This is a genomic window from Bacillus cihuensis (assembly GCF_000504145.1).
Lineage (GTDB): Bacteria > Bacillota > Bacilli > Bacillales > DSM-1321 > Peribacillus > Peribacillus huizhouensis.
On the sequence record NZ_KI632495.1, the window covers coordinates 316,383 to 329,318 of the forward strand.

The 12,936-nt window shown below is 35.7% G+C and carries 14 protein-coding genes and 1 riboswitch; all 14 genes read left to right on the forward strand.

Features of this window, described 5'->3' with window-relative positions; translation table 11 throughout:
* Position 1 precedes the first annotated feature (1 nt).
* Positions 2–1,096 carry a GerAB/ArcD/ProY family transporter gene (locus V179_RS0107290; RefSeq protein ID WP_028390892.1) on the forward strand — a complete coding sequence of 365 codons (1,095 nt, stop codon included), beginning with the start codon at positions 2–4 and terminating at the stop codon, positions 1,094–1,096.
* Positions 1,097–1,552: 456 nt separating this feature from the next.
* The gene (locus tag V179_RS0107295; RefSeq protein WP_028390893.1) at positions 1,553–2,113 is read left to right on the forward strand and encodes a sugar O-acetyltransferase; all 561 of its coding nucleotides are present in this window, start codon (positions 1,553–1,555) and stop codon (positions 2,111–2,113) included.
* Positions 2,114–2,196: 83 nt separating this feature from the next.
* A complete protein-coding gene (locus tag V179_RS0107300; RefSeq protein WP_028390894.1) occupies positions 2,197–3,246 on the forward strand; it encodes an ROK family transcriptional regulator in 1,050 nt (349 codons plus the stop codon).
* Positions 3,247–3,309: 63 nt separating this feature from the next.
* On the forward strand, positions 3,310–4,530 hold the full coding sequence (locus tag V179_RS0107305; RefSeq protein WP_028390895.1) for an MFS transporter: 1,221 nt from the start codon (positions 3,310–3,312) through the stop codon (positions 4,528–4,530).
* A 385-nt stretch (positions 4,531–4,915) separates the two neighbouring features.
* Positions 4,916–5,296 carry a VOC family protein gene (locus V179_RS0107310; RefSeq protein ID WP_028390896.1) on the forward strand — a complete coding sequence of 127 codons (381 nt, stop codon included), beginning with the start codon at positions 4,916–4,918 and terminating at the stop codon, positions 5,294–5,296.
* Positions 5,297–5,593: 297 nt separating this feature from the next.
* On the forward strand, positions 5,594–5,983 hold the full coding sequence (locus tag V179_RS0107315) for an iron chaperone (RefSeq protein WP_028390897.1): 390 nt from the start codon (positions 5,594–5,596) through the stop codon (positions 5,981–5,983).
* Between the two features lie 607 nt (positions 5,984–6,590).
* A riboswitch (TPP riboswitch) is annotated at positions 6,591–6,719 on the forward strand.
* Positions 6,720–7,052: 333 nt separating this feature from the next.
* Positions 7,053–7,664, forward strand: coding sequence for a thiamine phosphate synthase (locus V179_RS0107320; RefSeq protein WP_028390898.1), 612 nt, complete (start codon positions 7,053–7,055; stop codon positions 7,662–7,664).
* A 3-nt stretch (positions 7,665–7,667) separates the two neighbouring features.
* Positions 7,668–8,786: a glycine oxidase ThiO gene (gene thiO, locus V179_RS0107325; protein WP_028390899.1), complete on the forward strand. Its 1,119-nt coding sequence runs from the start codon at positions 7,668–7,670 to the stop codon at positions 8,784–8,786.
* Positions 8,787–8,797: 11 nt separating this feature from the next.
* Complete coding sequence (thiS, locus tag V179_RS0107330) at positions 8,798–9,001, forward strand: sulfur carrier protein ThiS (RefSeq protein ID WP_028390900.1); 204 nt, start codon at positions 8,798–8,800, stop codon at positions 8,999–9,001.
* A gap of 1 nt (position 9,002) precedes the next feature.
* Positions 9,003–9,770, forward strand: coding sequence for a thiazole synthase (locus V179_RS0107335; RefSeq protein ID WP_028390901.1), 768 nt, complete (start codon positions 9,003–9,005; stop codon positions 9,768–9,770).
* Positions 9,767–10,786 carry a thiazole biosynthesis adenylyltransferase ThiF gene (locus V179_RS0107340; RefSeq protein ID WP_028390902.1) on the forward strand — a complete coding sequence of 340 codons (1,020 nt, stop codon included), beginning with the start codon at positions 9,767–9,769 and terminating at the stop codon, positions 10,784–10,786. Before V179_RS0107335 ends, V179_RS0107340 begins: the two co-directional genes overlap by 4 nt.
* A 128-nt stretch (positions 10,787–10,914) precedes the next feature.
* Positions 10,915–11,217 (forward strand): VOC family protein, encoded by a 303-nt coding sequence (locus tag V179_RS27325; RefSeq protein ID WP_051404871.1) that lies wholly within the window; start codon positions 10,915–10,917, stop codon positions 11,215–11,217.
* Between the two features lie 260 nt (positions 11,218–11,477).
* Positions 11,478–12,185 carry a DNA alkylation repair protein gene (locus V179_RS0107350; RefSeq protein ID WP_028390903.1) on the forward strand — a complete coding sequence of 236 codons (708 nt, stop codon included), beginning with the start codon at positions 11,478–11,480 and terminating at the stop codon, positions 12,183–12,185.
* A gap of 216 nt (positions 12,186–12,401) precedes the next feature.
* Positions 12,402–12,842, forward strand: a complete 441-nt coding sequence (locus V179_RS27330; RefSeq protein WP_051405012.1) for a VOC family protein — start codon at positions 12,402–12,404, stop codon at positions 12,840–12,842.
* The last annotated feature ends 94 nt before the right edge of the window (positions 12,843–12,936 follow it).

Consider the following 12,936-nt stretch of genomic DNA (forward strand, 5'->3'; position numbering starts at 1 on the left):
AGTGGAAAAAGCGAAAATCAGCATAACCCAATTGTTTGTCCTCATTTTATTGTTTGAACAGGGCGACTCCATGTTGCTTCCTCTTGCTATGGAGGTGAAGCAAGACTCATGGATTTCTATACTGTTATCAACTATCGGGGGAGTTTTACTATTTCTAGTTTATTATCGATTATATCGATACTTTCCCAATGTCCTGCCAACCGATTATTTTCAAAAAATAGTAGGAAAAGTTTTGGGAAAGGGTCTTGCCTTTTTATACATCCTCTATTTTGTTTATTTTTCGGCACGTTTATTAAGAAGTTTCGGTGAAATACTAGGGATTTTTGTTTACCCGTTTACTCCGTTAATTTTCATTAATATTTTCATGGTCATTGTCGTTGTTTATACAGTACGGAAAGGGATTGAGGTATTATCAAGAACAGCGGAATTGCTATTCATTGTCTTGCTGTTTCTTTCAGTGACTGGACTCATACTCGTTAGCAGTTCTGGTTTAATAAATATCCACAATCTAACACCTGTCCTTGAAAATGGCATTTCTCCTATATTAAAAAATGTATTTACAGAAACATTGTATATCCCTTTTGGGGAATTGATTGTTTTTACAATGATTTTCCCTTACTTAAACAGCTCAAAAAAAGTGAAATCTATTGGTGTAGTTAGTGTTATTTTAAGCGGTATGAACCTAGCTTTTGGCGCTGCATTAAATATTGGTGTTCTTGGTACTCATCTTGCTTCTCGGTATCAGTTCCCATTACTAACGACGATGCAATCGATCCAGATCCTTCAATTTTTGGAGCGTCTTGATGTGTACTTTCTTATTGCTTTAATCATAGGCTGTTTCTTTAAAATTGCGCTATTTTTTTATGCTGCTGTTATTGGAATATCTGACTTATTTAAAATAAGAGAACCTTCCCAGGTGAGCTATCCCCTCGGTTTTGTCGTATTATTTTTGTCGATCCAGATGGCGAGCACCTATTCAGAACAATTACAAGAAGAACTAAAAATTCTTCCTCTAGCTATCCAGCTTCCTTTTCAAGTGATTATTCCTATTTTGCTGTTAATTATTGCGTTTTTTAAGAATAAAAAGAATCATTAACATGTCCCTTGTTGAAGGAAAGCAGCTTGTAAATTGCTTGACTAATACATACGAAAATTCCCATACGAACTATAGATTTTGAATGGCCAATCATGGGAAATTAGATAAACACTGAAAAGTATTGGGAGGTAAAGTAGGATTTAAGAGGCAATGGTCAGGACAGTGGGTAGTATAACATATCTCTTGATAGAATTACCTAAGAAAAATTATTGAAACTAAAATGTTTATCTCCTTGCTCGCTATTATTTTAGCAGTTTTTTCGTATAGTTTTTTATTGCTATGATGGTATGGATAAATAAATTTGCTTTTTTACCAACAATTAGTGGGTAAGCATGGTATTATAAAGACACTTATTAAATCATTTTAATAAGTGTCTTTATTAAGTTGAAGAACTTTAAGAAAGAATGATATGTACTATCACTTGCAATATAAAAATTTTATTAGGAGCTGAATATCATAAAAACAGAAAAAGAAAAAATGTTGAACGGTGAATTGTATAATGCTGCAGACACTGAATTAATTAGAGAGCGATTGGATGCTCGAAGGCTAACTAGATTATACAATCAAACCATAGAAACAGAGGCAAGCGAGCGTACGGAAATATTAAAGGAACTTCTTGGTTCAACTGGTGATCATTTAATCATTGAACCAAATTTCAAATGTGATTATGGGTATAATATCCATGTTGGCGAAAACTTTTATGCGAACTTTGATTGTGTGATATTAGATGTTTGTGAAGTTCGAATAGGGGATAACTGTTTCATTGCTCCAGGCGTTCATATTTATACGGCTGCACATCCATTAAATCCACATGAACGAATTGCAGGACCAGAATTCGGTAAAGCTGTTACGATTGGTAATAACGTTTGGATTGGTGGTAGAGCTATTATCAATCCAGGTATTCGTGTTGGAAATAATGTGGTTATTGCATCAGGTGCCGTCGTAACGAAAGATGTACCTGATAATGTAGTAGTAGGTGGGAATCCCGCAAAAATTATTAAACAAATTGAAGCTTAATATGTTACAAGATATAAATCATTAATTTCTAGCAAATTCACAGTAGTAGCACAAATAACTCATTTAATAAGCTGGTGAACATAATGGATGAACGATTTGCACCAAAATCAATGAAAAAGGTCATTCTTCGTGTAATACGGACAACGCTGTTACAGCTTGGTAGTGCTACAAAAGTAGAACTTAGCAAGCTGTTAGGAATTAGCTTTCCCACAGTCAGCAAGATAATTGCTCAAATGGAACGAGATGGTGAGGTTTATGAAATCGGATTAGATCACTCTAGTGGAGGAAGAAGAGCAAAACGATATGAATTTAATCCAGAGCATATGCTAGGTCTGGCTGTTTTTTTAGAGGAAAATGAAACAGTTTACGCAGTTTTTAATTGTGTTGGGGAAGTAAAAGAACACGGAACTAGAGCAAGCGTATTCCAAGGTGCTTTCAATTCGTTGACAGAGTTATTACAGAATATCCTATTAGAATTTCCGAAAATCAGTTCAATTGCGATTGGTGTACCTGGTGCTGTCAATAACGGAAGAATCTTTCATATCCCTAATTATCAAAGTTTCCATGACTTTGAATTGAAAACATACTTTGAGGATCTGTTTTCGATACCTGTAGTTGTAGAAAATGACATGAATGCTGCAGTTCTAGGGTTTCAAAAAAGGAGTGGGGGAGAGGATAAACAATCGCTTGTATATTTGTATTCTGGGAAAAATGGCCCAGGAGCTGGGATTCTTATTAATGGTGACGTTGTACGTGGTAGTACATTTTTTACTGGTGAAATTTCGTTCATGCCATTGTATGATAACCAGAATTTCCATCAAGCTATGTACCAGGGAAACAAGAAGAATACAGAGAACCCCACAATTCATGAGAAACATGAGATTCAAGCTATTAGTCGCTTAATAGCTTCTCTTGTAGCCATTATTAATCCTCATACAGTCATTTTTTCAAAAGAGGAAATGAATCAGACAGTACTAAATCGAATTGCGATAGAAAGTGCTAAGTATGTACCTAAAGAACATCTTCCTGAGTTTATTATGAGTGATTGGAAACAAGACTATCTTCATGGATTGCAGCGACTTGCTATTGAACGGATGATTACTGGTATTCGGATAGTTGATGAATTAGAGTGAGCAAAAAACACAAAGTTTAAACTATACAATGATTAAATGAAAAATAAAGGGGTGGGACTTATTATAGCTACTATATTTTTAGTAATCATATATATGGCGTTTATTAGCTTAGGTTTGCCAGATTCTATGTTAGGCGTTGCATGGCCGGTGATGCAATCAGATTTTGGGCAACCACTTGAAATTGCAGGCTTGCTTTTCATGGTAATTGCAGGCGGTACAATTATTTCAAGTTTAGCAAGCGGACCTGTTATTAAGCGGATGGGAACAGGTTATGTTACTTTAATTAGTGTATTTATGACTGCCATTGCACTATTAGGGTTTTCTTTTTCACCATCGCTCATATGGCTTTTTATATGCGCTGTTCCACTCGGCTTAGGTGCGGGGGCAGTCGATGCAGGATTAAACAACTATGTTGCTACACACTATAAAGCACATCATATGAGTTGGTTACATTGTTTCTGGGGAGTTGGCACTTCTCTTGGACCGATTATAATGTCTCAGTTTATCACCACTCAAAATTCTTGGCGACATGGATATGTTGCCATTGCAGTTATTCAGTTTGCGTTGGTTTTACTCCTCTTTTTTACTCTTCCATTATGGAAACGAGTAGCAAAAAGAAGTCATGGTGATTTTAGTGAAGAACATGATAACAAAAGAATTGTTTCTCCTGATGAAACTACGTTGAAGAATGTGAAACCTTTACAAATTAAAGGTGTAAAGTTTGCGCTCGTTTCTTTTTTATTTTATTCCGCTGTGGAAGCAACCATTGGGTTGTGGGGAAGTAGCTTTCTTGTAAATGTTAAGGGCATATCAGTAGCAGTGGCAGCTCAATGGGTTTCCTTATACTACGCTGGGATCACAGCAGGAAGATTAATTACAGGATTTATTACCTTGAAGGTGAGTAACCGTATTCTTATTCGTACAGGACAGATTATAGCATTAATTGGAGCTACTTTTCTTTTAATGCCCTTGCCAACTAACTTTTCACTTGTAGGGTTTATTTTGATTGGCTTAGGATTGGCACCGATTTTTCCATGTATGTTACATGAAACACCTGCCCGTTTTGGAAAAGAACATTCTCAGTCTATTATGGGCTATCAAATGGCAATTGCCTATACAGGGAGTACTTTTTTGCCACCTATTCTTGGAATGATTGTTTCGTATTCCACAATGGAAATTTTCCCATTTTTTATTGTCGTGTACATAATCACTATGCTTCTTGGATCAGAAAAAGTAAATGCCCTTATGAAATTACGACTGTATGATAAAAATGTTAATGCTTGATTATATGAATACTAGTCTATGTATGAATGACTTATAATCTATTAAGTCGTCATTATTCTCATAACTAGTGATGGTTTATTCATTGGACAACACAAGAAATTTCACCTAGGCTTCAACAGTAAACGAAACCTATTTTTATAGAAAAGCAATAGTGGCTACACGCTTGAATAGTTGAAAATCCTTTTTATACTGCAGATTTTATGGTACCTAGAAAACAGTATTGTGGAAATATGTTATTATCACCTTTCTTACATGGGCATAATGCAGTCAATAACTTTGTTTTTTGGTATAATCATTTAGTAGTTATATTTGCGAAAGAATAATGGAATGCTCTAAGGTATAAACAATCAATATTATCTGAACTTGTAGGAATGGAGAGAAGCAAATGATTAAAAAAGTTGGTCAAATTATGTTATATGTAAATAACCAAGATGATGCATTAAAATTTTGGACAGAAAAAGTAGGGTTTAGTAAAATTTCTGAAGAAGACAATGGCCAAGGACTGAGATGGATTGAAATTGCTCCAACAAAAGAAGCTGAAACGAGTTTCGTTCTCCATAACAAGGAATTCATTGCTAAAATGCAGCCGGAATTAAATCTACAAACACCATCAATAATGTTTTATTCGGAAAACCTGGATACATTATATAAAGACTTTTCCGATAATAATATCAAAGTCGGAGAAATTGTAAGTATGCCTTCTGGTAGAGTTTTTAACTTTGCTGATAATGAAGAAAATTACTTTGCGATTATGGAAAAAAAGTGAACATAAAAAACTAACACCTCTAAAATACTAATTTTAGAGGTGTTAGTGTGGAACAACATTAAAACTTTATTAATACCGTCCTTAATTGGACGGTTCTTTGTATTAATATAATATAACTTTGTTACTGTCTTTTTTATTGAAAACGTGATAAAAGGATGTAAACTATAACTGATTCTTTTGGCATTCTGATTATAGGAAATTTTAGCGATGTGGCAAAGTGATAACGAGATTGATAAACGATAAATAAGAACAAAAATCAACTTGATCTAAGACTTACCATTTTTGAAAGGAGAAATTATGAAAGCCCAAAAAACTACGTTTAAATCGATTGATGAATACATTGTGCAATTTCCTCTAGAGGTCCAGGAAATATTAAAAAAATTAAGAGAAGTAATAAAAGAGACTGCACCGGATGCAGAAGAAAAAATTAGTTATCAAATGCCTACATTTGTATTACATAAAAATCTCGTGCATTTCGCAGCCTATAAAAATCACATCGGGTTTTATCCAACTTCTAGTGGAATTGCTGCTTTTCAACATGAATTATCCGAATATAAAGGAGCAAAAGGGTCTGTACAGTTTCAGATTGACAAACCGTTGCCTTATGAACTAATTAAAAAGATCGTTAAATTTAGAATTGCTGAGAATATAAAGCAAGCAGAAGACAAATTGAAAAAGAAGAAATAATTTTAAAAATTCCGGTTGGGATAATTGAAATGTATAAATAAAATAAACGGGTACTGAATCTAATAGAGAATTTCCTTTTAAGAATATTAAATTTGCGTTCAGATAATAGCTTACTTTTAGTTAAGGCTGTTTTCACATACTTTGTTGCTTTTTAATCATTTTTACACTAATATCCCGGGTTGATTTCCGTTGCAGGTACTCGCTTTCCGCGGGCGGTCTCAGAAGCCTCCTCAGTGCTTTGCACTTGCGGGGTCTCCCTCAACACGCTTTTCCCGCAGGAGTCTCGCACCTTCCACTACAATCAACATCTGTTCGAATTGGTTTCTTGCTAAAAACAACAATCTTTACGAAAAGAGCCTTAGTTAAAAAAGCAATGTCGAAATAATATCTGTAGTTAGGATTAAATTAAGGGGAGTTTAACAAGTAATAAATGTCAGTCATAGATAGTCAAAATGCCGCTATATTTCTTGTTATCAGAGAAAGAAACTTTTGTGGTATTTGATTCGGCTTTTTTAGTTTACTTAGATTATGTAATAAAATATATTTTAAATTATTTGACAATTAACTTAATAATGGTACTATAGATGAAAATAAACTAAATATTAACATATACCACTAGGGGTGCTTTACTGGTAAAGAACAATATTACCGAAAAAGCTGAGATTAAAGTATTGCTTTAAGACCCTTAGAACTTGATCTGGTTTATACCAGCGTAGGGAAGTGGTGGCGTCGAAAATAGGTTTGTGTATTTTATTAAGACTAGCCACTTTCTTTATGAATGTAGAGAAAGTGGCTTTTTTATTTTGTTTAACACTTTGATACAGATAACGATTAGGGGGGATTTGCCCGTAACTGACTTTGTATTGTTAGTATGTAGCATAATTTGGTCCAGTTTTTTATGAAAATATTAGTTAGTCGAGGCTCAGTATTTTGTATATTTGTAAGAAAGAGAATGATGAAACAACCCTTTATCCTATGTGGTCGACGTTAGTAGATGCTGTACATGATTTTGTTTTCAATTTAACTTAATAGTTCACGAAAATTGGATTTTCTGTTAAGGAGTTTTCTTATGAGTGTACCTGAATTGCATATTATTTCTACTGGTAAGCAGCAAATTACAAAGTTCGTTGAGATTGCATCTGAAATTCATGAGTATATTGATTTCATCCATCTTAGAGAAAAGCATATGAGTGCAGCACAACTCTATCAAGCTGTAACTTTGTTATGTGAAAAGAATATACCGCTCTCTAAAATCATTGTGAATGACAGAGTAGATGTAGCATGGAGCCAGCAAGCTTATGGTGTCCAGTTAGCGTTTCATAGTTTAGATGTCAGCGTTGTAAAAAAAGCATTCCCAGGAATTCGAGTGGGGCGTTCTATTCATTCCTTTGATGAAGCACAAACTGTTTTTGAAAAAGGAGCAGACTACGCAATTTATGGACACGTTTTTCCTACCAATTCCAAATCAGGTTTACCACCTAAAGGTGTAGAAGAACTTAAAGAGATCACGATGAGTATGAAACTACCAATTATTGCAATTGGCGGGATTACACCTTCCAATAGTGAACTATTAATTAATGCTGGAGCAAAAGGGATAGCTGTAATGTCTGGTGTATTGGATGCAAAAAGTCCAGTTCAGGCTGTTAAAGAATATTGCAGGTCGTTAGGGAAGGGGAGATAAGATGTGAGATCCATATACGATGCAATTGTTGTAGGTGGTGGCGTTATTGGGGGATCTATTGCTTATCATTTAGCTAAAAGAGGTAAACAAGTTCTTCTGTTAGAAAAAGATCGACTTGCCTGTCAGGCATCTAGTGCAGCTGCAGGAATGTTAGGGGCACAAGCGGAGCTAAGCGCAAGTAACCCTCTTTTACCATTAGCAAAAAAGAGCAGGGAGATGTTTCCAACGCTTTCAGCTGAATTAAAAGAATTCTCAGGGATCGATATTGAATTCATAAACAAGGGATTGTTAAAGGTAGCACTTACAAACGAGCAAGAAACAGAGTTAAAGAACTTGATAAATAGCCAAAGTTGGACAGGAGAGGAAGAGTGGCTTTCGACCACTGAAATTAAAAAAATAGAGCCACTCATATCTGATGATATTAGAGGTGCTATGTATATTCCTCGAGATGGTCAAGTCTCGCCATATCATCTTTCAATAGCATTTGCAAAATCAGCTGCTATGCTTGGGGCAGAAATTAAGGAATTCATCCAAGTGAGAGATTTATTGTTCGAGGATAACCGAGTAAAAGGAGTTTACACGAATGAAGGGGAATTTTTTAGTGAAAATGTCATTGTAGCAAGTGGAACATGGAGCAAATTTCTACTTGAGAAGGTTGGGGTCAAAATTGATACATATCCAATAAAAGGGGAATGTTTCTCGATTATGACACATCGTCCATTGCTTGAAAAAACGATTTTTTCTCATGGATGCTATCTAGTACCTAAAATTGGCGGGAGAATAATCGTTGGTGCAACAGAGAAGCCACATACGTTCGACCAAAGAGTAAGCATCGATGGTATTTCAGCATTAATGGAAAAAGCAAAGCGTTTACTCCCGGCTATTAAAGACACAGAGTTCGAACGAGCATGGGCTGGGCTCCGCCCCCAAACTGGGGATGGTCTTCCTTATATAGACGAACATCCAGAATTTCATGGACTATTTATTGCAACGGGTCACTATCGAAATGGAATACTCCTATCTCCGATTACGGGCCAAATTGTTGCAGATTTAGTAGAAAGAAACGCTTCATCTGAATGCACTGCATTTCGAGTGGATCGTACTTATCAAATAAATTATTAGGGGTGTATGTATTGGAAATAGTTATTAATGGTGAAAAATTAGAAATTCCTATTGATGTGGCAACTGTTTCAGAGCTTTTGCAACATTATGGCTTAAATCAAAAAGTCGTGATTGTAGAATTAAACAATGAAATATTAGAAAAAGGAAATCACCAAGAAACACTTTTGTCAAACGGAGACAGAGTGGAAATGGTACATTTTGTAGGAGGCGGATGATATGTTGAGAATAGGACCTTTTGAATTTTCTTCAAGATTATTATTAGGAACTGGGAAGTATCCAAATTTCGATGTTCAAAAGAAAGCAGTAGATGTTTCGGAAGCGGAAATTTTAACGTTTGCTGTTCGGAGAATGAATATTTTCGAAGCAAGCCAACCGAATTTTTTAGAAAACCTCGATCTTAAAAAATATACATTACTTCCAAATACAGCAGGCGCCAAAACAGCAAAAGAGGCGGTTCGGATTGCAAAACTGGCTAAAGCATCAGGACTTTGTGACATGATAAAAGTAGAACTGATTGGTTGTCAAAAAACATTATTACCTGACCCAATTGAAACAATAAAGGCATCAGAAGAGTTGGTAAAAGAAGGATTTATTGTTTTACCATATACTTCAGATGATGTTGTCCTAGCGAAACATTTAGAAGATTTAGGCTGTCACGCGATTATGCCCGGAGCTTCGCCAATTGGGTCTGGACAAGGAATAATGAATCCTCTTAACCTACGATTTATTATTGAACAGACCACAGTTCCTGTTATTATCGATGCTGGAATCGGCACTCCTTCAGATGCTGCAATTGCCATGGAATTGGGGGCAGATGGAGTTCTTCTAAACACAGCTGTATCTGGGGCCAAAGATCCAATCAAAATGGCAGAGGCAATGAAGCTTGCGATTAAAGCTGGCCGACTTGGGTTCGAAGCAGGAAGAATCGCGAGAAAAGAATATGGTCAAGCAAGCAGTCCGGTTGAAGGAATGAGCATTGGATGAGTGAACGCTATTCACGTCAAGAATTATTTACGCCCATTGGAGTAAAGGGACAAGAGAGAATTCGTAATAAACATGTACTGATAATTGGTGCTGGAGCTTTAGGAACTGGAAGCGCAGAGAACTTAGTTCGGGCAGGAATCGGATCGTTAACGATTGTCGACAGAGATTATGTGGAGTGGAGTAATTTACAAAGACAGCAGCTTTTTTGTGAAAACGATGCCAAAAAACGACTACCAAAAGCAATCGCTGCAAAGAACCGATTAAAATTATTGAATTCGGATGTAAACATTACATCGATTATAGCGGATGTATCAGTTGAAGAATTAGAGCAACTCATTGACGGTGTAGATTTAATTATGGATGCTACCGATAATTTTGAAACAAGAATGATTATTAATGATATTTCACAAAAACACAATATACCTTGGATTTATGGTGCTTGCGTAGGAAGCTATGGAATCAGTTATACGATTATACCGGGGATAACACCTTGCTTACATTGTTTAATGGAGGACATCCCTTTGGGTGGCTTAACTTGTGATACGGCTGGAATTATAAGTCCTGTTGTGCAAACCGTTGTTGCTTATCAAACAGTAGAAGCGTTAAAAATCCTTGTGGAAGATTATGAAGCTCTAAGAAACAAAATTGTTTCATTTGATCTTTGGAAAAACGAACATTCAGCTATTCGTGTAGCGCATGTAAAAAAAGATTCCTGTCTATCATGCGGAACACACAGAACTTATCCATATTTATCATATCAAAATCGAACGAAAACAGCTGTATTTTGTGGTAGAGATTCCGTGCAGATTCGCCCGGCGATAAAGACTAATAGAGACCTAGCACAACTTGAAAAAATCCTACTTGCACAAAAAGGTGAGATTGAAAGAAACCCATATTTACTTTCCTTCACTATTGGTTCTCATCGATTAGTTGTTTTTAAAGATGGTCGTGCTATGATTCATGGAACAAATGATATTTCTGTAGCAAAATCATTGTATCATCGTTATTTAAGTTGATTTTTGATGAATTTTTATATAATTTCCTAGTAATGATAAGGTATAGAGAAGAATTCAGCGATTATCACATAAGCAGAATGACTAATAAGTCATAGGTTGTACAATTCCTTCGATAAGCAACCATATAGTTGCTCATAATTGATGTCAGCGGAGAATTTAGATGGATTACGCTAGTCTCTCCCGAGGAGCATGATGGTATTGAGCTTTTGCTCGAACCCAATAGTCATACAGCAGCCAAAGAGTACCAAAATAAGCTATTTGAAGAAGGCATACCTGTAACAATGTTTGGTGTTGAAGATGTTCGCAAAGAGTGCGATAGGTTATTGAATCACAGCGTGAAGTTTACTATAGAGCCGACAGAAATGGGCGAAGTCACAATAGCTGTCTTCGACGATACATGCGGAAACCTTATTCAAATAATACAGAAGTAACTTTATTTATAACCCTGTCCTAATTTTAGGACGGGGTTTAACGTGTTTAATGTTTAAATATAAATAATATTGTGAATTCTACACTTAAACTAATGGGTGCTTCAGCATGATAAGCATGTTGCTACGGCACCTTTTCTTATTCTTATTCGACAAACGAAGCAGTTTACTTGGATAAGATTATGATAAAATTGAAAAGTATAGAAGACGAAAAAAATATTACAATTAAGTGGGTATTAAATTAAGGAAGGAAGTACAAAACTATGGATTTCGAAACAGTTATGCGAGAGCTTGAAGTCTTGGGCAAGGAACGAATGAAAAAAATGTACATATCCAATGGTGCACACGAGCCGCTTTTTGGCGTGGCTACAGGTGCTATGAAACCAATCGCAAAGAAAATAAAAATAAATCAACGTTTAGCTGAGGAGCTTTATGCTACTGGTAACTATGATGCAATGTATTTTGCAGGCATTATTGCAGACCCAAAAGCAATGACAGAGTCGGATTTTGATCGCTGGATGGATGCAGCATATTTTTATATGCTGTCCGATTATGTGGTAGCAGTAACATTATCTGAGTCAGATATTGCACAAGACGTTGCCGATAAATGGATTGCAAGCGGTCAGGAGCTGAGAATGTCAGCGGGATGGAGCTGTTACTGTTGGCTTTTAGGGAATCGCCCAGACAATGAATTTTCTGAAAGCAAGATTTCCAATATGCTCGATATTGTAAAAAATGCGATTCATGATTCGCCAGAACGAACGAAATCTGCTATGAATAATTTTCTATACACAGTGGGGATTTCATATTTACCACTAAATGAAAAGGCAATTGAGACCGCAACGGAAGTAGGTACAGTAGAAGTCAAGCGGGAAAAGAAAAAGAGCAGTTACCTAAACGCTAACGAAAGTATTCAAAAAGAAATTGATAAAGGAAAGCTAGGTTTCAAACGCAAATATGTAAGATGTTAAAATTTAGCTTTGCATAGAGGTGTTGATCCAAGAAGGATTGACGCTCTTTTTGTTGAAGTTACTGAACTAACGAAGTAGTTTGGTTGAAGAATGATTTTTGATTCTAGTTACCGAATTATATAAATTACCAATCAAGATCCAGATGTGGTGCGAGGGGTCATCTCAGTCACAAACTACTAAGGTAAAAAAATTGCTAAAATGAAAGAAGTGAAGGTTTTGATTAAATATAAATGTCTCCATCATGTAAGTCTTTCTGTGACAGATTTGGAAAGAGCAAAAGAATTCTATGGTAAAATTTTATGTTTAAAAGAAATACAGCGTCCTGATTTTGATTTTCCAGGTGCTTGGTATGAAATAGAGGGACATCAACTTCACTTGATAGTTGATCCCTCTTCACAGACGATTCGTAAGGATAAAAGCTTATCTAGCAGAGAAGGTCACTTTGCCCTTCGAGTCGAGAACTACTATGACACTCTTAAATGGTTAAAACAGAATGAAGTTGAAATCCTTGAAAAACCAAATGGAAAAAGTGGATTCGCACAAATTTTCTGTGCTGACCCAGATGGTAATTTGATTGAACTAAATGTTTATCAAAAAGATCTAAAAGTAGGTAAGATAAATAAGGATGCTATTCCTGGCACTTTTCTTATTGAATGAACTGGAGCTTTTCATTACTAGATCGTTCTTTCCAAAAAAAAATTCATTGATTAATCTTCAAGAATCGGGTGTGTTTGTTGAAGAAACCAATGAT

Bases quoted from the DNA above. Each gene is read 5' to 3' on its own strand.
- V179_RS0107340 (WP_028390902.1), top strand. From the start codon at position 9,767: ATGAGTGAACGCTATTCACGTCAAGAATTATTTACGCCCATTGGAGTA.
- V179_RS0107315 (WP_028390897.1), top strand. From the start codon at position 5,594: ATGAAAGCCCAAAAAACTACGTTTAAATCGATTGATGAATACATTGTG.
- V179_RS0107320 (WP_028390898.1), top strand. From the start codon at position 7,053: ATGAGTGTACCTGAATTGCATATTATTTCTACTGGTAAGCAGCAAATT.
- V179_RS0107300 (WP_028390894.1), top strand. From the start codon at position 2,197: ATGGATGAACGATTTGCACCAAAATCAATGAAAAAGGTCATTCTTCGT.
- V179_RS0107310 (WP_028390896.1), top strand. From the start codon at position 4,916: ATGATTAAAAAAGTTGGTCAAATTATGTTATATGTAAATAACCAAGAT.
- V179_RS0107335 (WP_028390901.1), top strand. From the start codon at position 9,003: ATGTTGAGAATAGGACCTTTTGAATTTTCTTCAAGATTATTATTAGGA.
- V179_RS0107350 (WP_028390903.1), top strand. From the start codon at position 11,478: ATGGATTTCGAAACAGTTATGCGAGAGCTTGAAGTCTTGGGCAAGGAA.